Here is a 26009-nt window from a genome sequence, read left to right as displayed (position 1 = left end):
AGAATTTTTCCGTTAATATAATTAGAAAATTGTAGAGTAAAGAAGGTAATGATATGAAACGAGCACGAATCATTTATAACCCCACATCGGGTAGGGAAATTTTCAAAAAGCATCTACCTGAAGTATTAGAAAAATTAGAAGTCGCCGGCTATGAAGCCTCTTGTCATGCTACTACCTGTGCAGGAGATGCAACTACTGCTGCAAAGGCTGCAGTTGAGCGTAAATTTGATGTTATCATTGCTGTAGGTGGAGATGGTACATTAAACGAAGTTGTCGCAGGGGTTAGCGGATTTGAAGAGAGACCTCAAATTGGATTAATACCGATGGGAACAACAAATGACTTTGCACGTGCGGTACATATTCCCCGAGATATCAGCAAAGCTGTAGATATTATTATTAAAGGCGATACTATTCCGGTGGATGTAGGACTAGTTAATGATCGTTATTTTATTAATATCGCTGGTGGTGGTCGTATCACTGAACTGACTTACGAAGTACCGAGTAAGCTTAAAACAATGATTGGACAACTAGCTTATTATTTAAAAGGCATCGAAATGCTGCCCTCAATAAAGGCTTCTAGAATGCGTATTGAATACGACGGAGAAGTTTTTGAAGATGAAGCAATGATGTTTTTAATCGGTTTAACAAACTCTGTAGGTGGATTCGAAAAATTATCACCAAATTCAAGTATTAATGATGGCTACTTTTCAATGTTCATTTTAAAAAAATGTAATATCGCTGATTTTATTAAGCTTGTATCACTTGCAGTTAGAGGAGAACATTTTAAAGACCCGCATATTATCCATACAAAGGCTAGTCATGTAAAAGTGACTTCGGATGAAGTAGTACAGTTGAATTTAGATGGTGAATACGGTGGGGATATTCCTGCTGAATTTAGAAATTTAAAAAGACATATTGAAGTTTTTGTACCAATTGATGATATTCGAGAACAAGATAGACCATAATATAATGAATGACTTAAGACTAGAAGCCAAACCGCTTTCTAGTCTTTTTTTATTCAGTACATGAAAAGCAAATTCTTTGCTCACGATAAACATCAATTCACATTTTGAACATTCTTTTATCATATTTTGAACATGAATACGTGATAAATCTGTCACGTTCGGGAGATAGAATGGTGGTTGCCATGGTTATAATAGTAAGTAAGGGAGAGTGCGCTATGTATAAAACACATGAGAAGAAATTAATCTGGTTAAGCTTTATCGTTGCAGGTATTATGCTGTTGTCACTCGTCGGACGAATTTTCGGAAGCTGAGGAGGAACGATCATGGAAAATGAAAGTGCAGTATTTTTTAGCCGTATCTTAACGGAGCTTACATTATCTTTCCATATCATTTACGCTACGATAGGCGTAGGTGTCCCATTAATGATTATGATTGCACAATGGGTAGGGATCAAGAAGAATGATGAGCACTATATTCTACTTGCAAGACGTTGGGCACGTGGATTCGTTATAACCGTAGCAGTCGGTGTAGTAACAGGTACTGCTATCGGTTTGCAATTATCGCTACTATGGCCGAACTTCATGCAGCTAGCAGGTAATGTTATTGCATTACCGCTTTTTATGGAGACATTTGCGTTTTTCTTTGAAGCAATCTTCTTAGGTATTTATTTATACACTTGGGACCGTTTTGAAAATCAAAAGAAACATTTACTATTATTAATTCCTGTTGCAATTGGTGCATCGATGTCAGCCGTTTTTATTACAATCGTGAATGCATTTATGAATGCACCACAAGGATTTGATATTGTAGATGGTCAGCTCGTTAATATTCAACCAATTTTAGCGATGTTAAACCCTGCGATGCCAACTAAAGTAGCGCATGTTGTCGTAACAGCTTACATGACAGCCGCTTTTATTTTAGCAGCTATTGCAGCATTTAAAATGCTTAAAGGTTCAAATCATGTTTATCACAAAAAGGCATTGTTCTTATTAATGAAAGTTGGTTTAGTATTTGCCATTGCTTCAGCAATCATTGGAGATTTCTCTGCAAAATATTTAGTAGAATATCAACCAGAAAAATTAGCTGCAGCTGAATGGCATTTTGAAACTGAAAAAAATGCGCCACTTATTCTATTTGGTGTAACCAATGGTGAAGAAGTGAAGTATGCCATTAAAGTGCCTTATGCTTTAAGTTTTTTAGCGCATTCAAATCCTACAGCTGAGGTTGTTGGACTAAATGAATTTCCAGAAGATGAAACACCACCACTTTATATTCACTACTTGTTTGATACGATGGTCATGATCGGTATGTTCATGGTATTAGTATCAGCAGTGTATGTATTAGGTAAAATTCGAAGCTGGACATTTGTTAGTTCAAGATGGTTCCGTTGGGTCATTGTTGCAGGTGGACCATTATCTATTATTGCTATTGAAGCTGGCTGGTGGCTTGCAGAAGTTGGACGCCAACCGTGGATTTTACGTAAGTATATGAAGGTAGCAGAAGCTGCCACAACAAGTGATCATGTGGACATTATGTTGATATTATTCTGTGGCTTATATATCGTTTTAGGAATTGGTAGTGTCGTTGTACTTCGTCGTATGTTCCGTCACAATCCAATTGAACAAGAAATTGAAGATCGCAAAGCTGAAAAAGGCGGTGACTTCTCATGACATTAGAAATTTTGGGGATTTCCGTATTATGGCTGTTTTTATTAGGCTATTTAATTATCGGTTCGATTGACTTTGGCGCTGGATTTTTCAATGCATATGGTGTATTAACGGGTCGACAACATATTTTAACGAATATTATTCAACGTTATTTGTCACCAGTATGGGAAGTAACGAATGTATTCTTAGTATTCTTTTTTGTGGGAGTTGTAGGTTTCTTCCCAAAAACAGCATTTTATTATGGAACAACATTACTCGTACCAGCAAGTATTGCGATTATCCTCTTGGCCATTCGTGGTAGTTACTACGCGTTTGAATCGTATGGCTCACGGGGACATAAAGGTTATTCGTTCATGTACGGTGCGGCAGGATTGTTAATTCCAGCCTCATTATCAGTAGTGTTAACGATTTCTGAAGGTGGCTTTGTATCTATGGTGAATGATAATCCAGTGCTGGATTATCATGCATTGTTCACAAGTCCATTAACTTGGAGTATTGTCGTTTTAGCAATAGCGGCTGTTCTATATATATCAGCTGTATTTTTAACTTGGTATGCAGATAAAGCTGGGGATAAAACCGCTACAAAGCTTCTTAGAAAATACGCGCTTATTTGGGCAGGTCCATTAGCAATTTCTGTTATTGGTATTATGTTTGAGCTAAGTAAGCATAATGTGGAGCATTTTAATCGTATGGTCGATCTAGGCTGGCTGTTCGGTCTATCAGCAATCATGTTTGTTATTACAGTATGGCTTGTTTGGAAGCAACAGCATTATAACTGGGCGTTAGGTTTACTATTTGGCCAATTTGCATTAGCATTCTTTGCCTATGGTATTTCACATTATCCATATTTACTTTACCCGCATTTGACAATATACGATGGCTTTACAAATCCTGCGATGGCAATCTCTTTAATATTCGCCTTCGTTCTAGGACTTTTACTGTTAATCCCATCAATATACTTGCTCTTGAAGTTATTTTTATTCAACAAAGATTATATTCGTGGAAAAAAAGATCATCATGCATAAAGGAGGATTTTCAGAATGGTTAATTTTCTAATTTTCTATGCACCATTTATTATTTTAGCAGCATCCATTGCAGTAGCCTTCTTTGTAGCATTAAAAGATGGGCCAGTTACGAAAGGTGAATAATTGACTTTTTAAATCCAAGTGTCGATTCTGGCACTTGGATTTTTTTCTTCTGAGAGGTCATGGTACAATAGAAGAACTGAAATGGAGGAAGTACGAAAATGACAGCACCAGTAAAGAAAAATGATCGCTTGACGGTTTATATAGAAGACTTAACACATGACGGGGCAGGGGTTGCTAAAATCGACGGCTACCCACTTTTCATCCAAGGTGGACTGCCTGATGAAACAGCTGAAGTCCATGTATTAAAAACATTAAAAAACTACGGCTTCGCAAAAATTATCAATATTACAGAACCTTCACCTGACCGCGTAGCAGCACCATGCCCTGTATTTGCACAGTGTGGCGGATGTCAGCTACAACACTTATCATATGAAGGTCAATTGAAGTGGAAAGAAAAAATGGTCCGTAATGTCATGACACGTATCGGTAAAATTGATGCACCAGTATTGCCTGTTAAAGGTATGGACAATCCATGGAACTATCGTAATAAAGCACAAATTCCATTTGGCTTAAACGGTGAAGCACCGATTGCAGGCTTTTACAAAGCAAAATCACATGATATCGTTGACACAGATCGTTGTCTAATCCAAACAGCAGAAGCAGACGCCATTTTAGAAGGCTTAAAGCCACGCCTTTGGAAGTTAGGCATCAAACCATATGATGAGCAAACAGGTCAAGGTATGCTGCGTCATGTCGTTGTACGCACAGGTCATGCAACAAACGAAGTAATGGTAGTACTTGTTACGAGAAAGCGTAAATTCCCGCAAGCTGAAGCAGCAGTGGAACTAATCAAACAACTCGTACCAAATGTCACATCGATTATGCAAAATATTAACGGTGAAAAAACAAACGTCATATTTGGCAATGAAACGTTAAAACTTTGGGGCAATGACACTATTGAAGATACAATTGGTGACGTACGCTTCGAAATTTCAGCGCGTTCATTTTATCAAGTAAACCCAGAGCAAACAGAAGTACTTTATAAGCAAGCATTAGATTACGCAGATCTTAAAGGGAACGAAACAGTTATCGATGCTTACTGTGGCATTGGTTCAATCTCATTATTCCTAGCACAAAAAGCGAAATCTGTAATGGGTGTAGAAATCGTACCGCAAGCAATTGAAGATGCGAAACGTAACGCTGAACTGAATGGTTTTACAAATACGTATTTCGAAGCAGGTCCAGCAGAAGAAGTCATCCCACGTTGGTACAAAGAAGGCAAAACAGCAGACGTTTTAGTCGTCGATCCACCACGCAAAGGTTGCGATGAAGCACTGTTGAATACAATTTTAGAGCAACGACCAAAACGTGTTGTGTATGTATCATGTAATCCAGCTACATTGGCAAGAGATTTAAGCATCTTAGAAGATCGTGGCTATAAAACACAAGAAGTACAACCTGTGGATATGTTTCCTCATACAGCTCATTGTGAAGCAGTAGCGTGGTTGGAATTAGGAGAATAAAGAGCCCGAGAATCTAACAAAGATTCTCGGATTTTCATTTTCCTTTATAGCAATACATTTTTTAGTTTGTAATGCTAAGTATGGGTTATTAAAAGGTCCATAAAATAATGAAATGACAATTATTTAGGCAAAAATATTAGGAGGTTTATAAATGGATAACAATGATATTTTAATTAGAACAAGATACGCTCTAGATATAAAAAATAGAGATATGGTAGAGATATTTAAACTGGGTGGTATGGAAGTTACAAGGGAAGAAGTACCAAAGATACTTACAAAATCAAAAGATGAGTTCGATGAAGAAGTTGAAGTAGAAGAAAATGACGATCAGATAAAATGCGATTATAAGATGTTAGAGTCATTTTTAAATGGCTTCATTACTTTTAAAAGAGGCAAACAAGATCCAAAACCAGGACAACCAAAAGCTCCTGAACAGACTAAGGACCATGTGAATAATATGCTTCTTAAAAAATTGAAAGTAGCACTACAACTAACAACGGATGATATGTTGGATATCCTTGACGATGGCGGTATAGCTGTTTCAAAAGGTGAATTAGGAGCTATATTAAGAAAGCCAGGGCATAGAAATTATAAAGATTGCGGAGATAATTTCGCACGTAAGTTCTTAAAAGGCTTAGCTGTAAGATATAGAGCGTAATGGAATAGCATACTTAATATTCACCAAAAGCCTCTTTCTTTGGAAGGGGTTTTTGTATTTTATGAATTATACTTGTAACATTAAAATTAGGAGTATTGAGGATTTTTTTTAAAAATGTATTATTTATGTTTAGATAAATGTATTTCTTATATGGTATGTTCCCACATGCGACGCACATTGTGAAGCGGTCGAGTGGTTGGAGTTGGTATAATAGAAAAGCAGTTGATATAGAAAAAATCTATACCATCTCCTTTTTTGTTTATAAAAATACCATTCAGGACCGATTTTCGTTAAAATAAACATTGCCGATTTTCATAATAGTTTTTCACAAATTATAAATATCCAAATGTACTTGTTTTTGATAATAAGTTATTAAGCATGATATAAGTATGAAAGAAGTGAAACATTTGGCTTTATATTTTTTGACCACGAGTTTGAAGTTGTAACAATAGCGAGAGGATTTGAATTTGAAATGATAGAAAATTTTTGGCGTGATTTACCACGACCATTTTTTGTACTTGCACCAATGGAAGATGTGACAGATGTTGCTTTTCGTCACGTAGTAAGTGAAGCCGGTCGACCGGATGTATTTTTCACAGAGTTTACAAACTCGGATAGCTATTGTCATCCAGAGGGCATGAAAAGTGTGCGTGGCCGTTTGATTTTTACAGAAGATGAACAGCCAATAGTGGCACATATTTGGGGGGATAATCCCGAATATTTCCGTCAAATGAGTATTGGCATGGCAGAGCTAGGATTTAAAGGCATCGATATTAATATGGGCTGCCCTGTACCGAATGTGGCATCGAGAGGGAAAGGTAGTGGCCTTATTCTGCGTCCAGACGTTGCGGCAGAACTTATTCAAGCAGCAAAATCGGGCGGACTGCCTGTCAGCGTGAAAACACGACTTGGCTATAACGATTTAATTGAGTTGGAGGAGTGGCTAACGCATATTTTAAAACAGGATATTGCGAACCTTTCTATTCATTTACGTACAAGAAAGGAAATGAGCCAAGTAGATGCGCATTGGGAGTTAATTCCGGAAATCAAAAAATTACGTGACCGTATCGCACCAAATACGCTACTAACAATCAATGGAGATATTCCTGACCGTCAAACTGGGCTGCAGCTTGCTGAACAATATGGTATTGATGGCGTTATGATCGGGCGAGGTATTTTTAAAAATCCTTTTGCTTTTGAAAAAGAGCCAAAAGAGCATAGCAGTAAAGAATACCTTGATCTTTTAAGACTGCAGCTTGATCTTCAAGATCAATATGCGGAAGCACTGCCACGTTCAATCACAGGGCTTCATCGCTTTTTCAAAATTTATGTCAAAGGATTCCGTGGAGCTGGTGAATTAAGAAATCAATTGATGAACACGAAATCAACAGATGAAGTGCGTGCATTGCTTGATAACTTTGGAAAAGAATGTTGATGGGGTGGGGACAGTGAAATGATGTAACTCTCAAAAAGTTAGAGGGAAAATGAATCACATCAACTCATGTGTACTTATTAAGTTTCAAGTTCCTTTGCGGCCGGCAACTTTTATTTTGATAAAGTCTGTTTTCTGAAATAAAAAGGTTTTAAGAATGGAATAAACCCACCAGCACCCATGTTGCCACATACACTCCACACATTGTGAAGCAGTATCACTGTAGAAGTTACTATAATCATTCAAGAACGAATTCCTCCTATTGGAATTCGTTCTTTTTTATTAGACTGTGAGCATTTAATTTGATGACTTTAAATACAAAGAAAGAAGGTAGAGCACAAAACTCTACCTTCTTTCTTTGGATTTTTATTGGCCAGAATTGCCTTTTGCTTGGTTTTCAGCCATTTGAACTAGTCGTTTAGTGATTTCTCCACCAACTGAACCGTTTGCGCGAGAAGAAGCTTCTCCTCCAAGTTGTACACCAAACTCTTGTGCAATTTCATATTTCATTTGATCCCGCTTGTTGAACACCTGGTACTTCAAGTTTATTTGAACTTCGGTTATTTGAAGCCATAACATTCACCTCCTTGTGATATTAGAATGGTCAAGGATTTGTTTTTAATACATTTAGTGAAGAGGTGAAAAGTTTATCCTACATACTGTTTTAGGCTTTATAGCAATATAAACGCCTCTTTGAATGGTCTTCAAAAAATGAAAAAATTTAACGAAGTTTTGATTAAAGAAAAAAAGTTATTCCGTAAAACGAATGTTGGCGTAATAATGCAGGCAGAACAAGTGTGGGAAAGTTTAGTAGCAGAAAGTGTAGAAAGGCCAATTTGGCCACAGATTAAAACAAGTTTTCATTTTGAAATTATATCTAATCCTTAAATGTTTACTGTTTATGAATGAGGTTTATTCGGAAGTGAATTAGTAGCTATAAAGACAGAAACGTATCCAAAATACGTTGGGGTATATTGGATACTTCCTTTTGTCTATCTTTTATAAACAAATCTTATTAATTTAGTTGTTTAATGAATTCCCTCATAAACCCTGGTAGATCTGGCCAAGCATGTCCGGAAATGAGGTTTCCTTGAACATGGAGAGGATCTTCAATATAAGTTGCACCCGCAGCTTCTACATCTGGTTTACAAGCGATATAGGCAGTTAATTCGCGATCTTTTAAGTATTGAGAAACAGTTGTTAAAATGAGACTAGCGTGGCAAATCGCTGCAACAGGTTTATTTGCCTCAAAGAAATGAGCGACAATCTTTGGAACATTTTCATTTAATCGAATGTATTCAGGAGCTCTTCCTCCAGGTATAATCAAGCCGTCATATTCTTCGGACTTTACATCCTCAAATGCCAAATGAGATTCAATTAAGTATCCTTTACTCTCTGTATAAGTATCCCAACCAATAAAATCATGAACGACCGTCTGTAAGTTTTTCTTCGATGGGGCGGCTATATGCACATCGTAGCCCTCTTCAAGACAACGAAAATATGGGTAATAAATCTCCAAAGCCTCAACTGCATCTCCAGCTAACAATAATACTTTCTTTGACATTACTCATTTCCTCCTCTCAAAAATGGACTTTCGCCTTCCGTATATATTCTGAACATATCATCAATTACCTCTATTACGTACGATTTTTTTATAAATCTATTTAAAGCCGTTATTTCGTAAAAAACATACTTTAATTTAACATCGTCAGTAATCAAACGGATGATTGGCGCCAAAAATTAAATTTGATATAATAGAGTATAGTATTTATTAGGAGGAAATGGATTGTCAGTAGAAATTGGTAGCAAGTTACAAGGTAAGGTTACAGGAATCACAAATTTTGGTGCGTTTGTTGAGTTGCCGGATAAGGTGACAGGACTTGTGCACATTAGTGAAGTTGCAGAAGCTTACGTAAAAGATATTAATGAACATCTTAAAGTTGGGGATCAAGTAGAAGTGAAGGTCCTAAGCGAAAAAGAAGGAAAAATTGCCTTATCTATAAAAAAAGCGATTGATAAACCTGTTGAAAATACGTCTTCTTATACGAAGCGCCCATATCGTCAGAAGGATAGTCGTCCACGAGGCAATTTCCAACCGAAGGAAACCTTTGAAGATAAGATGGCTAAATTCTTAAAATCAAGTGAAGATAATTTATCCACTTTAAAACGCAGCACCGAGTCTAAACGTGGTGGAAGAGGCGGACGAAGAGGGTAATTATAGATAGCAGAAGAAACGCACATCTTTTAAGATGTGTGTTTCTTTAATTTTATGGACCATAGTCACCTACACTGCTTATATTAGATACCTTATTATGGGTTTTGTCTTTGTTTTAGTTGAAATTGCATACATAAATATAAATAGAAACGGACATCTTATCAACAAGGAGGTGGACCCTACTATGTCAATAATCGGTGTAGAGCAATCGTTAACGAATGTATCTGAGGCTTTACTTGCAAAGGGTTATGAAGTAATTGAACTGAAACATGAAGCAGATGCAACGGGTGTAGATTGTTGTGTCATTACAGGGTTGGACAATAATGCACTAGGTATTCACGATACGTCCATTCAAGGTTCAATCATTGAAGCGGCTGGCCTATCTGCAGATGAGGTCTGTCAGAAAGTAGAAGAAAAACTTAATTTACATTAATCAACAATGCCAGGTCTAGTATCGACCTGGCATTGTTTTATTATGCACAGATGAATTAGTGAAAAAGTTTGCTTATATTACTGTTGAGCAGTAGCAAATAAACCGAGAGATATGGCGGGAGCCGTTCGCAAAAGAACTATTTTTACGTGACTGAAGAAGGCAATTTATTAACGGGAGAACAGCGATGGGAAAAATTATGTCATGTTGTACGTATCGCTAAAGACGTTTGGGATAAATAGATTTTAAAATAAGGCCTATCTACAAAAGTTTGCTATCAGACTATTGTGGGTAGTCCTTTTTACCATTAAGGGTGTATAAATACCGCTGTTCCTATAGGAATAATACTAGCCAATTCCTCTACATCTTCATTATGCATGCGAATACAACCGTGTGATACGGCTTTGCCAATTGAACTTGGATCATCTGTTCCGTGAATTCCATAGGTATCTTTTGATAAGCTCATCCACATCGTTCCGAATGGGCCTCCGGGGTTAGGTGCTTTATTAATAATAATAAATTGTCCTACAGGTGTATTGGTTAACATTTTTCCAACCGCAATGGGATATTGCTTTTGTAAAACACCATCTTTATATAATCTAAGCCAACGATTGTTGAGTGAAACATCAATTTGATATGGAGTCGTATTAGGGTCAGGAAAACCTGGAATAACAATAGGTTGACCAATATAAAGTACATTTGGATTTATAGATGGGTTCGCGCTAATAATTGCGGATAGTGGAGTACGATAATCTCTAGAGAGTTGAAAGAGTGTTTCACCTTGTTTAACCGTATGAATCAGTGTAATCACCTCCAAAGTTGTTACAGTACATTATATGTTTGTTATATACAGAACTTTCTTTAAAGTTCCCACGTTTTACTGATACAGATTGTACCGCCATTCTTATTCAGCTTTTTGTCTTTTTGTTAGAAAGGATTACTTTAGAGCCTTTAGCTTTAACAGTATAAAGCAAATCTTTATTGCGACTTTAGACTTTCACTACATTGTTTTTCCGTACTTTAGAAACAGTGTTTTTATCATTGTTTCCTTTCTATTCAGCACTTTAATGTAAGATTCAGATTATGCTATAGAAGTATTTGAACTTTTAAATATTAGTCATTTAAAATACGTTTTGTAAATACCTGGCTAGTCTAATTGGTTTTTAAGGATATATACTATTTGCATTAGATTTTGTTATTTTAATAACTATAAATTGGTAAATTATGTTACCGTGTGAAGTATGTACTTGAAATGATAAATAAAAGGGGAGTTCATATGAAATTTACAAAGACCTTATTTGTTTCATTGGCAATGATTTTATTTGTTATTACAGGGTGTTCTAGTGGTATAGAAGACGCAGGAGAATATTTAGAAGTTCAAAAGCATATTGGTGATGAAAATAAATATGAAGACTTCAAAGAAATTAATGATAATAAACAAGTTCAAAAGGTGAAAGATATTATATTGGATAGGGATGATTGGAAAAATGCCAAAGTAGATATGGTACGTCCTGCTGATTACAAGTTTGTATTTCAAACTAAAAATCCTAAAGCGTCGGAAAAAGCAGTGTTATATGAAATTTGGATAAGTCCAAATAAAGATAAATTGGAAGTTGTAGCAGAAAGTGAATATGTTCAACTAAACGAGGAAAATTCTACTGATTTATTTGAAATATTAATGGGAGAAAAGCTTTCTGATTTGTGATTGGATAGTACGGATACGCTATTTAAATCAAACAGTGAGGGGGTTTATCTATTCCTCACTCTCTTTATTTGATTTAAGGTAGAAATTTATCTACGGTACGATTCGAGACTTTCAGATAGTGGTCATTGATTGTCTTTATCGACTTATGTCCTGTTTGCTTTGCAATTGTCGCTAAATCTGCGCCACGCTCATGCATATCTGAAACGATTGCCTTTCGAAAATTATATTCTGTTAATCTAGTCCATTTTTTAAAATCATTAAGGTAAGCTCTTGTTGAAATTTCTCTACTTACATATTTCTCGTGATTACCATTCGAAAGGATGCTACCAATTAAATAATCTTCAGTCTGCAAGTTATATTTTTTTACATACTCCTGAATCGCCATAACAGTATCTAATGTTAGTCTTTTTTCTTCGTAGACCTTTTGGTTCTTCAAATAAAAATTCACCGATAAATCATCAAAATCCTTTCTCTGCGTATGTACCATTTCACTAGGGAGACTTGCTGTAATTAAATTTACTAAACAAATTGCTTTCGGGAATGAATCATTATTGGGTATCATTATTTCTCTAATTTCATACTATGTTATAAATCAGGCTAAGAATGGAGGGAAGGCTATAGACATTTTAAGTAAGTTTAAGATTTACCGTGAAGAAGAAAACAGACTGAAGTGGGAAGGCACGTTTGCGGATTACTTAAGTATTGTGAAGGAAAGGCCGGAAGTTGCTCAAACAGCCCATTCACGTGTGTACAATATGATTAAAAGCTCTGGATTAGAGGAACGAGACGGACATAAATTATTTAGCTTTTTTGGACAAGAAATTTTCGGGCTCGAAACAGCAATTGAACGATTGGTAGAAGAATATTTTCATCCTGCAGCAAGAAGATTAGATGTTCGCAAGCGGATTTTATTATTAATGGGTCCCGTGAGTGGAGGGAAATCGACCATTGTGACGTTGCTAAAGCGGGGGCTTGAGCAATATTCACGAACGGATGAAGGTGCAGTATATGCCATAAAAGGATGCCCGATGCATGAAGATCCACTCCACCTAATTCCACACCATTTGCGAAAAGATTTTTATGAAGAGTATGGTTTACGTATAGAGGGTAATTTATCGCCTTTAAACACAATGAGACTTGAAAAAGAATATGATGGGCTTATTGAAAATGTCATGATTGAACGCATTACCTTTTCAGAAGATAAACGTGTTGGAATTGGGACATTTACACCTTCTGATCCGAAATCACAGGACATTGCTGATTTAACTGGTAGTATCGATTTTTCAACGATTGCGGAATTTGGTTCTGAATCAGATCCTCGTGCATATCGATTTGACGGGGAACTAAACAAGGCAAACCGAGGCATGATGGAGTTTCAAGAAATGCTTAAATTAGATGAAAAGTTTTTATGGAACTTATTATCATTAACGCAAGAAGGAAATTTTAAAGCGGGCAGATTTGCATTAATTAGTGCCGACGAATTAATAGTTGCCCATACGAACGAAACTGAATATCGATCGTTTATTTCAAATAAAAAGAACGAGGCACTTCACTCAAGAATTATTGTGATGCCTATTCCTTATAATTTAAAAGTAAGTCAGGAAGAACGGATATACGAGAAAATGATTAACGAAAGCGATATGGCACATGTTCATATTGCTCCTCATGCATTAAAAGTTGCTGCAATTTTTTCTGTCTTAACAAGACTAGAAGCACCTAAAAAGCAAAGTATTGACCTTGTGAAAAAGATGCGTATGTATGACGGAGAAAGCGTGGAAGGCTATAATTCAGTTGATGTAGAGGAATTGAAAAAAGAGTATCCAAATGAAGGTATGAATGGTATTGATCCACGTTATATTATAAATCGAATTTCATCTGCCATTATTCGAAAAGAAGTGCCATCTATTAACGCATTAGACGTTTTGCGTTCACTTAAAGATGGGCTTGACCAACATGCTTCAATCTCCCAAGAAGATCGGGAAAAATTTATAAATTATATTGCAGTTGCAAGAAGAGAATACGATGACATTGCGAAGAATGAAGTTCAAAAAGCATTTGTCTATTCGTATGAAGAATCTGCAAAAACTTTAATGAACAATTATCTCGATAATGTTGAAGCTTATTGTAATAAAAATAAAATTCGAGATTTCCTTACTGGAGAAGAAATGAATCCAGATGAAAAACTAATGCGATCCATAGAAGAACAAATTGGGATTTCGGAAAATGCGAAAAGAGGATTCCGAGAGGAAATTTTGATTCGCATTTCGGCTTATGCAAGAAATGGCAAGAGATTCGAATATCATTCTCATGAAAGATTAAGAGAAGCAATTCAAAAGAAATTGTTTGCTGATTTAAAAGACGTTGTGAAAATTACAACATCCTCAAAAATGCCTGATGAATCTCAGCTTAAAAAGATTAACGAAGTTGTCGCAAGGCTTATAGATGAGCATGGATATAATTCAACTTCAGCAAATGAATTATTACAATATGTAGGTAGCTTACTAAATCGTTAATGATTTAATAGGGGGTGTCCAGATTAATTTTAGGGCACTCTTTTTTTTTATCAAAAAAGTCGAACAATTCTAAAAACTAACATATTATAAGAAAAGTGACTTCCTCTTTTAAGAAATCTCGAGTAATATGTATAGCTTTCAGAAAGAGGTACTTAGTGATTCCATATCAAGAAATAATGTTCTTTTCGACTATGGTGGAACGTCAGTTGCTAATACGCTTCGGAGAAATTGACTTTATAGATGGGTGAGGATAAAAATGAGCGAATATCAGGATAAACGCTTTGTCATCTCTCAGGAAAATTGGTCCCTCCATCGCAAAGGGCACCAAGATCAACAGCGCCATATGGAAAAAGTAAAAGATGCAATAAAAAACAATTTACCAGATTTAATAAGCGAAGAAAGTATTGTTATGTCAAACGGTCGTGAGGTTATTAAAATTCCTATACGATCTCTAGATGAATATAAAATTCGCTATAACTACGATAAATCAAAACATGTTGGTCAAGGGCAAGGAGATAGTCAGGTAGGCGATGTAGTAGCACGAGGTCCTAATCAAGGGGATAAAGGTAAAGGTGCAGGAAATGGTAAAGAAGCTGGTGACAAACCTGGTGAAGATTACTATGAGGCAGAAGTTAGTCTTGAAGAGATAGAAAATGCCTTATTTAAAGAGTTAGAACTACCCAATTTAAAACAAAAAGAAATGGCAGATATCACAACCGAAAAAATTGAATTTAACGATATTCGAAGAAAAGGACTTATGGGTAATATCGATAAGAAGCGTACAATTTTAAATGCGATTAAACGTAATGCTATTAATGGAAAAGCAGAGATTACGCCTATCCATAATGACGATTTAAGATTTAAGACGTGGGATGAAGTGACAAAACGTGAATCGAAGGCAGTAGTTCTTGCGATGATGGATACAAGTGCCTCGATGGGTAATTTTGAGAAGTATTGTGCAAGGAGCTTTTTCTTTTGGATGACAAGATTTTTGCGCTCTAAATATGAAACGGTTGAAATTGAATTTATCGCTCATCATACAGAAGCAAAGGTAGTATCTGAAGAAGATTTCTTCTCTAAAGGAGAAAGTGGGGGAACACTTTGTTCTTCCGCCTATTTAAAAGCATTGGAACTTATTAAGCAAAAATATAATCCAGCTAGATATAATATTTATCCTGTTCATTTTTCGGATGGAGAAAACATGTCAACGGATAATGAAAAGTGTTTGAATTTGGTTCAGGAATTAATGAAATTATCCAGTATGTTTGGGTACGGAGAAGTGAATCAACATAATCGTTTTTCTACATTAATGTATAACTTTAAAAAAATCGAGGATCAGAAATTTCGCTACCATGTATTGAGACATAAAAGTGACGTTTATGAAGCGTTAAAAAGCTTTTTCCAAAAAGTAGAGTCTTAAGTTAGAGACGGATGGTGCTAAGCACTCATTCCCTAATAACACACACGGGGGGATTTAGATAAATGGAAAAAGAGCTTCACCAAGCGATTGATGAAATTACGGAAATTGCGACCGGGTTTGGCCTAGACTTTTACCCAATGCGTTATGAAATATGTCCTGCGGATATTATTTATACATTTGGAGCATACGGTATGCCTACTCGTTTTTCACATTGGAGTTTCGGTAAACAGTTTCACAAAATGAAGCTACAATACGATTTAGGTTTAAGCCAGATTTACGAGCTTGTTATTAACTCTAATCCTTGTTATGCATTCTTGCTCGATACAAATAAGTTAACTCAAAATAAGCTGATTATCGCGCATGTATTGGCTCATTGTGACTTTTTTAAGAATAACGTTCGCTTCTCAAATACAAGACGAGATATGGTCGAAAGTATGACAGCTACGGCTGAACGCATTGCCAACTATGAAATGCTCTACGGAAAAGATGAAGTAGAACAGTTTTTAGATGCTGTTTTAGCTATTCAAGAACATATTGATCCATCTATACAGCGACCTAAGCTGTTAACGTATGAAAACGATATAGATGAAGATGAGGATGTTGCCCGTAAAACGCCTTATGATGATCTTTGGAGAATTGATGTAATAGTAAATGAACAGAAGACAATACGACAAAAAAAGAAACAGTTTCCGCCATATCCAGAAAAAGATTTATTGCTATTCATCGAGCAATATAGTCGTGAACTAGAAGAATGGCAACGAGATATATTAACGATGATGCGCGAGGAAATGCTCTATTTTTGGCCACAATTAGAAACGAAAATAATGAACGAAGGCTGGGCTTCTTACTGGCATCAACGTATTATGAGAGAGCTAAATTTAACAACGGATGAATCGATTGAATATGCGAAGTTAAATGCAGGAGTTGTCCAACCGTCTAAAACGACGATTAATCCATATTATCTTGGTTTGAAAATTTTTGAAGATATTGAGAAGAGATATGATAATCCAACTGAAGAGATGCAGAAATTAGGGATCAAAAAACACTCTGGTCGAGAGAAAATGTTTGAAGTACGAGAAGTCGAATCGGACATATCCTTTATCCGAAACTATTTAACCAAGGACTTAGCAAAGAAAGAAGATCTTTATTTATTTGAAAAAAAGGGCAATGAATATAAAATTACAGATAAAGATTATGAGCATGTACGCGATCAACTCGTATCCATGCGTGTGAACGGTGGATTCCCATATATTGTTGTGAAGGATGGAGATTACTTACGAAATGGTGAATTATATCTAGTTCATGGGTATGAAGGAATGGAACTAGATACTCGCTATTTAGAAAATGTACTACAGTATATTTATCAGCTGTGGGGGCGTCCTGCTCATGTAGAAACGTATAGTGAAGAAAAGACAGTTCTCTATTCATTTGACGGGAAAAGGAATTCCAGGAGATTTTTGTAAAATTGAATATGAAATTAATGAGCCCTTGAATTGAAATATCTCGAACACCTTTTTGCCCAGTTTCATATGTATATAGAGGAAGGGGCGAATTAGATGGTTTCAACTGAAACAATTAATATTGAAGGTTCTATGTTCAAGGCTGTTACTGTAAGTTTACCTAAAACCACGTTGTTAACGATTTCGAACGACGTAGGTTATATTATGTGTGGTGCGTTAGATGTTGGACTTTTGAATACTAAATTAGCCGATCGTAAAATAATTGCTGGTCGAGCGGTTGGTGTGAAGACAATAGAACAATTGTTAAACGCACCACTTGAGTCCGTTACACTTGAAGCAGAACAATTTGGCATTGTTAAAGGAATGATTGGGGCAGATGCCTTGTTAAAAATGACTTAAATGCTTTTAACACTAAGAAATGAATAGTAGTAATGATGTTTAGTTAAGTTAGAAAACATTATAATAATTGAGCTAAAGGATCAATCTCCATTACGTAAAGTAATAGGAGGTTGATCTTTTATTTTTATATAGCAAGTCATTGTAGCAAGCTTTCCTCATAATAATGGAGTTACAGGAAACAATAATATGAAAGCGAAAAGATTGAAAGGATGTATTATTGTGGACTTTTTTCATGCACAAGAAACGCTTACAGCAATTCAATGGATTCTTCGAGCAATTGTTGCTTTTCTTTTTTTACTCATTGCAGCAAAAGTTATGGGGCAACGTTCTATTTCTCAGTTAAGATTACTCGATTTTGCTATGGCAATTACTATAGGTAATATCATTGCCCATCCCTTGTCTGATGAAGGATTAGGGATGAAGGGTTCCATGATCACCATGTCATCTTTAGTTATTCTATATTCAGTATGCGTATACTTGAGCCTCAAATGGGTCCCATTTCGGCATATTATAGATTCCTCCCCAATTCCACTTATAAAGAATGGACAAATCATTTCGAAGAATTTATCGAAGGCCAAGATTTCCGTCGATTTACTTTTATCTGAACTAAGGAAAGAAAAAATAGAAGATGTTCAAAAAGTTGCCCTTGCTTTATGGGAGCCGGATGGATCGATTTCAAGCTTTTTATATCCTCAATATCAAACACTAATCAGGGCAGATATGAAGATAGCACCTGAACCATTTTCTCTGCCTACTGTACTTATTAAAGAGGGTAAAATTGATTATTATGAGTTAAACAAAAAGGATATTAGTGAGGATTGGCTAAAAAACGAAGTCACTTCAACGTATAACATAGACATTAAAGGAGTATTATTAGCGACAATTGACAAAAATAATAACTTGCAGGTTTTCCTTTATAAGTAGAGGTTCACTTCTTTTAATTTAAGAATTTATTTTTGGGCCATGCATCTACAATAATGATTCGATCTTCATGTGAATGGAGGGCATCCTAAAGTGTTACGCGAGCATCTGGATAAACGTTATATCCGATATGCGGTTCATATGGATACCATTGTGTTTCCTGTCCACGTTATATGTGTTTATAAAGAGCATTTGGAAGGTCAAAAGGGGTGCCTATGAAGAGCTTTCATTACATAACTACAAGACAAATACTTGGTCTTTGCAAGCTTAATATAAAGGATGGATCATAGATATGAAAATATTCAATGGTCCTTTTTTGCATGTAGGATTATTTAAAAAATGTCAGAATGCGTATGAAGTGAAAGACATAAAAGCAATTTCTATCGATTCATTTTAGTAAATATAAATCTATGAAAGAAAATGAAAGTGACTTTGACCAATTAATGAATATACAATTTTAAGTATTTTCACAGATTCGGAAATACTTAAAATGTTAATAGAAAACTATAAAAGAGTCTGTAGCTGACATAGAGGGAAAAAATCCATTATCAAAGTCTTACTCTTGCTAAATGTGACAATTTTGTGAATCTTGCTGTCGAAAAAATTAGATAGAATTTTATTCAACTTCTAGTGGAAATCAGGTCTTTAAAGATAAATTATCGGAAAATTAAGGAGACACGGTTACTATTAAAAAAAATATAATTTAATATTATGTATAAAATATGGTAAATTTGGAATACAATAAGATAAGAAGGATGAAATGTTATTTAGGGGGAATATTGTGAATATAATTACAAAAAAAGTAGTAGCAGTTGGAGTAAGTTGTGCATTATCTTTTTCACTAGTTAGTAGTTTAAAAGTAGAAGCAAATACTAAATCTATCACTGCTAAATTACACTCACTTAGTAAAAATTACCAAACACCTAAGATTGAAAAGACGGCTAATTATAGTGAGGACACAATTATTGTTAAATACTCGAGTCCGTTAAGTACAAGCGATCATCGCAAAGCTGGTGGAACGGTTGTAAATCAAATCAGCGGACTTAAATATGTGGCAATAAAAGTCAATAATAAGAAAAAGCTACAGCAAACAATTCAAAATTATCAAAAAAACAGCAAAGTTGTTTCTGTAGGTCTCAGTCCAAAGTATAAGTCTACGGGTACAATAGATCCGAAAATAAGTGAGCAGTATATGCATAACTTATTAAAAACGTCGAATGCCCAAAAGCTAGCTGGGAAGAATCAGGTAAAGGTAGCGGTTATCGATACGGGGATTGATCGTAATCATCCTGAATTAAAAGGATCCATTCTTTCAAGTACAAACACTATAAATCCAATGAATCCAACGACCGCTGACATACATGGAACGCATGTTGCTGGGATTATCGCTGCAAAAAAAGATAACGGTATCGGTGGTTACGGCTTAAATCCAAATGCAAAGATTCTATCTTATGATGTCTTTGACGGAGATCAATTTACATTAGATTATACGATTGCAAATGCAATTTTAAAAGCGGTGGATCAAGGAGCGAATGTTATTAACATGAGCTTAGGTGGGGGTGTTCCCTCTAGTGTTCTAGAAGCAGCTGTAGAAAAGGCGATTAGCAGTGGTGTTGTTGTCGTTGCAGCAGCAGGAAATCAAGGGTCCGATATGCCAGTTTATCCAGCCAAGTATGAAGGTGTAATTAGTGTAGGTTCTGTAAATAGCGATAAAAAGTTAAGTGAATTCTCATCATATGGTGCCTCTACTGACGTGGTAGCCCCTGGAGATAGTGTGTATGCTCCATATTATGACACACAAAAAGGATCGAGTTTTGCAAAGTTAAGTGGGACATCTATGGCTTCACCAGTAGTTGCTGGAACAGTAGCCTTGCTGTTATCCAAGCATCCAAACCTAAAACCAGTTGAAGTGGAGTATATTTTAGAAAAAACAGCGAAAGATTTAGGCGCAAAAGGATTTGATCATAAGTACGGGAATGGTCTTATTGACCCAGTTGCTGTGATGAAATATGATGTTAAAAAGATTCCTTCTTTAGTGAAAGAAACGTGGGGGGAAAAAGAAATTTTAAAGAACGCGGAGCAGCTTACGGTTCCTGCGCAAGTAAAGCATTCATTTACAAAACCTTCAGAACAGAAGTGGGTTAAAATTCCTGTAGAAAAGGGTGAGTACATCCAAACGTCATTGGTTAGTGCAGCTCAGTATGATTATAAAATGAGTATTCATTTCTATGGGAATGGTCAAAAGCAATTAACGGATGTCAATGATGTGACAGAAGGAAAAACAGAAGGAAAGCTAATCCAAGCACCGTTTAGTGGAACAGTGGCAATTGGTGTAAAAGATGTGAATGGTAGTTTCGATGTTTCGGGTCAGAAGCAGTCAACCTTTACATTACAAGTAGACAAGATTGCTCAACTTCCTAAAGATGAGTCTACATTAGAAAAACCAATTAAAATAGAAAAATGGCCATTTAATCAAGAAAAGCTTTATATGACAGGTGAAAATGGTGATGATGACTACTTCCACTTCACATCAAAAGAAGCGCAATTTATGAAGTTTGAAGTTACGGGAATACCGGGAGTGGATCTAAGCGCCTCTGTTTATAATAAGGAACAGCTATTCCCTGCACCATCTGAGGAAGCAGGAATAGAACTTCCCGCAGAAGAAATGCCAGCATTATATACAAGTAATGCGAACGGTTTTGGAGAAGGAGAAACACTATCGTTTCAAACGGAGCCTGACAAAGAATATTATCTAAAAGTGACTAATAAAAGCTCATTATTTAATGGTAATATACTCCAAATGTTGTTTAGTTTAATGGGAGGCATAAAAGAAAGTAAACCTGCTGAGTCAGCTCTTCCATATAGTGTTAGTCTTGTAGGAAAGACGATTCCAGAGGATGAAGATAACTATACTAGTATGAAAGAATCGTCAGGGATATCTCAACTATTTACGAATATTACTTTGAACGAAGAGTCAGGGCAAAATGAAAAAACACAGAATGCACAACCACAGGATGATTCAGAACAAATCGCCTTATTAGAATCAGTAGCTCTCCCTTACGAATTAGGTGGAACTATTCAGGGCTACCTTCAAAATACGATGGATGACGATTGGTATAAATTAGATTCTTCTAGCGCTGGTATTTATCAATTCCAATTACCTACGCCAACAGAAAATGTTCCAATTGTAGAAATGTATGAGGTAGTGAAGGAAGAAGATGGAAATGGCAAGACACAGCAAATATTATCTAATATTTCATCTAATGTAGATTGGTTTTCAGAGGAATGGATAAAAGGTGAATTTGTAGCGAGTTTAAAAGCAAATAAAACGTATTATCTTGCCATTAAACCAAACTATGATACGTTCCAAATTCCGTATGATGGATATAAGGTGACATCTAAACTTATTGTTGAGAACCCTGCTGATAGTTATGAAGAAAATGACCGACCAGAGCAAGCAAAAAAACTACCTGATACTGGTGTTACGGCAAACTTCTCTACAGCAAATGATATTGATATGTACTATTTTACTGCAAAAGAGAACGCGGTATATGGAGGGAAATTCTCTCGTACGCCACTTACTTCCTCGCTTAAAGCGAAGTATCCTAAAGAGCTACTGAGCCCTTATTATGGATACATGGAAATTACCGAGGATATCAATAAAAATCACAAAATAGATGAAGAGGAAATGGAATACAAATCATACCTATTAAAAAATACGGAAGATGGTACGACAACAGGCTCCTTTGCTGCGAAAAAAGGAAAATCGTATTTTGTTACTGTAACTAGTTTTGTTCAATCAGCATCAGGATTATCACTGTGGCCATATCAACTAAAGTTGGACTCTGTGAATAAAAAAGATGAGGATGCAAACTCCAAAGTAAAAAATAACAAACCATCTAAGCCAATCAAGCTACAGAAGAAGAGTAACAAATTATATACTTCGCAAGCCTATTTTAATTCAGGATACGAAAATGGCGATGAGGATTGGTTTATTTATGAACCAAAGAAAACAGAGCAAGTGACGTTGACACTTGATACTAGTCAAGAATTAGATGGAGCTATTGAAGTCTATCGTAATGGAAAAAGAGTAGCAAAATCCGATATATATGGAAAAGGTGATAAGGAAATTCTATTCTTAAAAATGACAAAAGGAACTTACTATGTGAAAGTTCGAGATAGCGAAGGTCATGCTTCAATTGATCCGTATACATTATCATTGAAAGTAAAGTAAAAAAGGAAAAGGTGAATCAAAAAGTCGTAATTCAACGACTTTTTGAAGTCACCTTTTTTCATTACTAGATGGATTTGACAGATGCGTGCCAACTTACATATTGTTCTTTAGTTATCCGATGCTATCCCCAAAACTATATGCATGCTTCGATGGAGCTAGCCTTTTTTAAAATGACTTTCTACGAATGAAGAAAGGCTATATGCCAGGTATTAAGTCAGTCATATGTATTGAAAATTCGAAAGACTGTTCAGTATCATTAGATTTGATTACAATAAGTATAGTCATTGAATATATATAGAACTGGAATGGTGAACGAGCCTTGAAAACTTTTAAAAAAGTCTATATCGAAATTACAAGCGTCTGCAACCTTGCGTGTAGCTTCTGTCCGCCAACAAGTCGTAAGGCGAATATTATTAAGCTAGATGCGTTTAATAATATACTTGATCAGATTAGACCACATACGAAGTATATTTACCTACATGTGAAAGGAGAACCTCTTTTACATAATAAGGTCGATCAATTACTTGATGCCGCTCATGCAAAAGGATTTAAGGTGAACATCACAACAAATGGAACACTGATCAAAAAGAATCGAGAAAAATTATTAGGAAAGCCTGCGCTACGCCAAATCAACTTCTCATTACATAGCTTTGATGGACATGAGGGATCAGAGAATCGTGAAAAATACTTAGGGGATATTCTAGAATTTGTGCGTGATGCTGCGGAGCAAAATATCATCATATCGTACCGATTATGGAATCTACAAAAAGATCAGGTTACAGATTTGGAAAAGAGAAGAAACCGTGAAACACTAGACATTTTAGAGAAGGAATACAACTTAGACTTTAAGATTGAAGAAAAAGTACAGCCAGGAAAAGGCGTTAAAATTACTGATCGTGTTTATCTTAACCAAGATCATGAATTCCAATGGCCGAGTTTGCTAGCACCTGAGGATGAGGGAAAAGGATTTTGTCATGCCCTTCGTAGTCAAGCAGCGATTCTTGTTGACGGTACTGTTGTTCCATGTTGCCTAGATGGAGAAGGCGTCATTAATCTAGGGAATATAAATAACACGTCATTCTCTGAAATCGTAGAGGGCGAGAGAGCCAATAATCTCTTTGACGGATTTACTAGAAGAGAAGCGGTTGAGGAATTATGCAGAAAGTGCGGCTTTAGACAGAAATTTGGGATGTAGAAGAAACTAGTTCTTACGAATTTTTAAGTTAATATCGTGTTAGTCGTTCTAGCATCTCCTTGTGAGGTGCTTTTTGTTTGGAATCTAGCAAAAGACACCTGAGTGAGTTAAAAGAATCGCTGAGTAGGTTAAATGAGAGCTCGAGTGAGTCAAATGAAAGCCTGAATAGGTTAAAAGAAATCGAGCGAGTTAAAAGAGCCGCTGAATAGGTTAAATGAGAGCTCGAATGAGTCAAATGAAAGCCTGAATAGGTTAAAAGAAATCGAATGAGTTAAAAGACCCGCTGAATAGGTTAAATGAGAGCTCGAGTGAGTCAAATGAAAGCCCGAATAGGTCAAAAGAAATCGAATGAGTTAAAAGAGCCGCTGAATAGGTTAAATGAGAGCTCGAGTGAGTCAAATGAAAGCCTGAATAGATCAAAAGAAATCGAATGAATTAAAAGAATCGCTGAATAGGTTAAATGAGAGCTCGAGTGAATCAAATGAAAGCCTGAGTAGGTCAAAAGAAATCGAATGAGTTAAAAGAGCCGCTGAGTAGGTTAAATGAGAGCTCGAGTGAATCAAATGAAAGCCTGAATAGGTTAAAAGAAATCGAATGAGTTAAAAGACCCGCTGAGTAGGTTAAATGAGAGCTCGAGTGAGTCAAATGAAAGCCTGAATAGGTTAAAAGAAATCGAGCGAGTTAAAAGACCCGCTGAATAGGTTAAATGAGAGCTCGAGTGAATCAAATGAAAGCCTGAATAGGTCAAAAGAAATCGAATGAGCTAATAACCTACCGAGTAGATTAAATGCTAATAAGTGTATTGTAAGACTAGTAAGTGATTTACGTCTGGTTCATTTATATATAAAACATCGAATCTGGATAGTTACAATTGCTTTCGATTTTCGAGAAAATATTGACAATTCCTAATGTTATGTGATTTGCTATAATAATATAGAAAAATAAACGGAATATAGAAGAAGTATTTTAGAAGGAGAATTGATCATGACGCAAATTTTTTCAGATAGAGTATTACAAACAGATAGCTCTTTTATAAAGGAAATTTTGAATTTGACTGATGTAGAAGATATTATTTCATTCGCAGGAGGTTTACCTAATCCTATTTCTTTCCCAAAGAATGAGTTTCAAGAATCAATTAATCGTGTTTTACAAGAATCTGGCGACAAGATATTCCAGTATTCTGGAACTCAAGGCTATTTGCCATTAAGACAATGGATTGCAGATCGTTATCAAAAACGATTTGGTATGGATGTTACAGCGGACGATATTTTAATTACAACGGGTTCTCAACAAGGGCTAGATTTGATGGGGAAAGCTTTGATTAATAAGGGCGATAAAGTGGCAGTCGAAAGTCCATGTTATCTTGCTGCTATCCAAACGTTTTCACTTTTTGAACCTGAATTTTTACCTATTAGCCTTGAAGAAGACGGCTTAAATTTAGAAGAGCTTGAAGCAACTTTACAAAATAATGATGTGAAATTATTATATACTGTACCAAATTTCCAAAATCCTACAGGTTTAACTTATTCAAAAGAGAAACGTGAGGCTATTTTTGAAATTATTAAGAAGACTAATACAGTTTTAATTGAAGACGATCCTTATGGTGAACTACGCTTTGAAGGAGAATCATTACCATACATTGCAGGTGGAAAAACGACGAATAGTGTACTATTTGGTTCTTTCTCTAAAACGTTATCACCAGGTATGCGTATTGGTTTTTTATGTACAAAGAATAAAGAATTAATGGGCCATTTAACGGGTGCAAAACAAGCTTCTGATTTACATACGAATGTACTTGCCCAATATGCTATCTATGATTATTTAATGAATAATGACTACGATGCACACATTAATAATATTAAAGCGTTATATAAACTACAATGTGAAGCAATGATAGCAGCAATGGAAAAATATTTGCCAGCTCATGTTAAGTTCACAAAACCAGAGGGCGGTATGTTTTTATGGGTAGATTTAGGTGAAGGAGTTTCTTCAGTTGAAGTCTTTAAACGGGCAACTGAGAAGAAAGTAGCCTTTGTTCCTGGCGATCCATTCTATACGAATATCAAAGGTGCTGGAACTTTACGCCTTAATTATACAAATTCAGATCCAAAAACAATTGAAGAAGGTATTAAAAGACTAGCCTCTGTTTTATAAAAACAAGAAGGTTTAATTAGATAGTTAGTA

The 26009-nt window shown here is 35.7% G+C and carries 23 protein-coding genes and 1 pseudogene; 19 read left to right on the top strand and 5 right to left on the bottom strand.

Annotated elements, in window-relative coordinates:
• Positions 1 to 53: 53 nt before the first annotated feature.
• From ACQKMD_RS05035 to ACQKMD_RS05005, 7 genes are all read left to right on the top strand, one after another.
• Positions 54 to 965: a diacylglycerol kinase gene (locus ACQKMD_RS05035; protein WP_427750021.1), complete on the top strand. Its 912-nt coding sequence runs from the start codon at positions 54 to 56 to the stop codon at positions 963 to 965.
• A gap of 323 nt (positions 966 to 1288) precedes the next feature.
• On the top strand, positions 1289 to 2635 hold the full coding sequence (locus ACQKMD_RS05030; protein WP_427750019.1) for a cytochrome ubiquinol oxidase subunit I: 1347 nt from the start codon (positions 1289 to 1291) through the stop codon (positions 2633 to 2635).
• Complete coding sequence (locus tag ACQKMD_RS05025; protein WP_427750018.1) at positions 2632 to 3657, top strand: cytochrome d ubiquinol oxidase subunit II; 1026 nt, start codon at positions 2632 to 2634, stop codon at positions 3655 to 3657. Before ACQKMD_RS05030 ends, ACQKMD_RS05025 begins: the two co-directional genes overlap by 4 nt.
• Positions 3658 to 3672: 15 nt before the next feature.
• Positions 3673 to 3780 carry a cytochrome bd oxidase small subunit CydS gene (gene cydS / locus ACQKMD_RS05020; RefSeq protein ID WP_427735691.1) on the top strand — a complete coding sequence of 36 codons (108 nt, stop codon included), beginning with the start codon at positions 3673 to 3675 and terminating at the stop codon, positions 3778 to 3780.
• Between the two features lie 98 nt (positions 3781 to 3878).
• Positions 3879 to 5243, top strand: a complete 1365-nt coding sequence (gene rlmD / locus ACQKMD_RS05015) for a 23S rRNA (uracil(1939)-C(5))-methyltransferase RlmD (RefSeq protein WP_427750016.1) — start codon at positions 3879 to 3881, stop codon at positions 5241 to 5243.
• 151 nt (positions 5244 to 5394) lie between these two features.
• Positions 5395 to 5901, top strand: coding sequence for a DUF1456 family protein (locus ACQKMD_RS05010; RefSeq protein ID WP_427750014.1), 507 nt, complete (start codon positions 5395 to 5397; stop codon positions 5899 to 5901).
• 472 nt (positions 5902 to 6373) lie between these two features.
• Positions 6374 to 7336: a tRNA dihydrouridine synthase gene (locus tag ACQKMD_RS05005; RefSeq protein ID WP_427750012.1), complete on the top strand. Its 963-nt coding sequence runs from the start codon at positions 6374 to 6376 to the stop codon at positions 7334 to 7336.
• A gap of 110 nt (positions 7337 to 7446) precedes the next feature.
• Here ACQKMD_RS05005 and ACQKMD_RS05000 read toward each other — a convergent pair whose 3' ends face one another.
• The gene (locus ACQKMD_RS05000; protein WP_427750010.1) at positions 7447 to 7575 is read right to left on the bottom strand and encodes a hypothetical protein; all 129 of its coding nucleotides are present in this window, start codon (positions 7573 to 7575) and stop codon (positions 7447 to 7449) included.
• Between the two features lie 124 nt (positions 7576 to 7699).
• Positions 7700 to 7907: pseudogene (locus tag ACQKMD_RS04995) on the bottom strand (small, acid-soluble spore protein, alpha/beta type).
• A 137-nt stretch (positions 7908 to 8044) separates the two neighbouring features.
• Between ACQKMD_RS04995 and ACQKMD_RS04990 the strand changes: the two are divergent.
• The gene (locus ACQKMD_RS04990; RefSeq protein ID WP_427750008.1) at positions 8045 to 8221 is read left to right on the top strand and encodes a hypothetical protein; all 177 of its coding nucleotides are present in this window, start codon (positions 8045 to 8047) and stop codon (positions 8219 to 8221) included.
• A 127-nt stretch (positions 8222 to 8348) separates the two neighbouring features.
• On the opposite strand, the gene ACQKMD_RS04985 is transcribed toward ACQKMD_RS04990, so the two are convergent.
• Positions 8349 to 8897 carry a DJ-1/PfpI family protein gene (locus ACQKMD_RS04985; RefSeq protein ID WP_427750007.1) on the bottom strand — a complete coding sequence of 183 codons (549 nt, stop codon included), beginning with the start codon at positions 8895 to 8897 and terminating at the stop codon, positions 8349 to 8351.
• A gap of 222 nt (positions 8898 to 9119) precedes the next feature.
• On the opposite strand from ACQKMD_RS04985, the gene ACQKMD_RS04980 reads away from it, so the two are divergent.
• Entirely contained in the window at positions 9120 to 9548 is a 429-nt protein-coding gene (locus ACQKMD_RS04980) for a S1 domain-containing RNA-binding protein (RefSeq protein WP_427750005.1), read from the top strand.
• Between the two features lie 184 nt (positions 9549 to 9732).
• On the top strand, positions 9733 to 9981 hold the full coding sequence (locus ACQKMD_RS04975; RefSeq protein WP_427750003.1) for a YkuS family protein: 249 nt from the start codon (positions 9733 to 9735) through the stop codon (positions 9979 to 9981).
• Positions 9982 to 10285: 304 nt separating this feature from the next.
• On the opposite strand, the gene ACQKMD_RS04970 is transcribed toward ACQKMD_RS04975, so the two are convergent.
• Positions 10286 to 10780: a L,D-transpeptidase family protein gene (locus tag ACQKMD_RS04970; RefSeq protein ID WP_427750075.1), complete on the bottom strand. Its 495-nt coding sequence runs from the start codon at positions 10778 to 10780 to the stop codon at positions 10286 to 10288.
• Between the two features lie 474 nt (positions 10781 to 11254).
• Here ACQKMD_RS04970 and ACQKMD_RS04965 point away from each other — a divergent pair, with 474 nt between their 5' ends.
• Complete coding sequence (locus ACQKMD_RS04965) at positions 11255 to 11683, top strand: hypothetical protein (protein WP_427750002.1); 429 nt, start codon at positions 11255 to 11257, stop codon at positions 11681 to 11683.
• 73 nt (positions 11684 to 11756) lie between these two features.
• Here ACQKMD_RS04965 and ACQKMD_RS04960 read toward each other — a convergent pair whose 3' ends face one another.
• Entirely contained in the window at positions 11757 to 12170 is a 414-nt protein-coding gene (locus ACQKMD_RS04960) for a tyrosine-type recombinase/integrase (RefSeq protein ID WP_427750073.1), read from the bottom strand.
• A 130-nt stretch (positions 12171 to 12300) separates the two neighbouring features.
• Here ACQKMD_RS04960 and ACQKMD_RS04955 point away from each other — a divergent pair, with 130 nt between their 5' ends.
• The 8 genes from ACQKMD_RS04955 to ACQKMD_RS04920 all read left to right on the top strand — a co-directional run bounded on the left by ACQKMD_RS04955 (position 12301) and on the right by ACQKMD_RS04920 (position 25979).
• Complete coding sequence (locus ACQKMD_RS04955) at positions 12301 to 14196, top strand: PrkA family serine protein kinase (RefSeq protein WP_427750071.1); 1896 nt, start codon at positions 12301 to 12303, stop codon at positions 14194 to 14196.
• A gap of 256 nt (positions 14197 to 14452) precedes the next feature.
• Positions 14453 to 15616: a sporulation protein YhbH gene (gene yhbH, locus ACQKMD_RS04950; protein WP_427750000.1), complete on the top strand. Its 1164-nt coding sequence runs from the start codon at positions 14453 to 14455 to the stop codon at positions 15614 to 15616.
• Between the two features lie 62 nt (positions 15617 to 15678).
• Entirely contained in the window at positions 15679 to 17079 is a 1401-nt protein-coding gene (locus tag ACQKMD_RS04945; protein ID WP_427749998.1) for a SpoVR family protein, read from the top strand.
• A 93-nt stretch (positions 17080 to 17172) separates the two neighbouring features.
• A complete protein-coding gene (locus tag ACQKMD_RS04940) occupies positions 17173 to 17475 on the top strand; it encodes a YunC family protein (protein ID WP_427749997.1) in 303 nt (100 codons plus the stop codon).
• 219 nt (positions 17476 to 17694) lie between these two features.
• A complete protein-coding gene (locus tag ACQKMD_RS04935; RefSeq protein WP_427749995.1) occupies positions 17695 to 18399 on the top strand; it encodes a DUF421 domain-containing protein in 705 nt (234 codons plus the stop codon).
• 778 nt (positions 18400 to 19177) lie between these two features.
• Positions 19178 to 22630, top strand: coding sequence for a S8 family peptidase (locus ACQKMD_RS04930; RefSeq protein WP_427749993.1), 3453 nt, complete (start codon positions 19178 to 19180; stop codon positions 22628 to 22630).
• 319 nt (positions 22631 to 22949) lie between these two features.
• Positions 22950 to 23825: a radical SAM/SPASM domain-containing protein gene (locus ACQKMD_RS04925; protein WP_427749991.1), complete on the top strand. Its 876-nt coding sequence runs from the start codon at positions 22950 to 22952 to the stop codon at positions 23823 to 23825.
• A 984-nt stretch (positions 23826 to 24809) separates the two neighbouring features.
• A complete protein-coding gene (locus ACQKMD_RS04920) occupies positions 24810 to 25979 on the top strand; it encodes a PLP-dependent aminotransferase family protein (protein ID WP_427749989.1) in 1170 nt (389 codons plus the stop codon).
• The last annotated feature ends 30 nt before the right edge of the window (positions 25980 to 26009 follow it).

Origin of the sequence: Viridibacillus sp. NPDC096237, assembly GCF_050278625.1 — a bacterium.
In the GTDB taxonomy this organism is placed as follows: Bacteria; Bacillota; Bacilli; order Bacillales_A; family Planococcaceae; genus Viridibacillus.
This window is presented reverse-complemented; position numbering and strand designations above follow the sequence as displayed.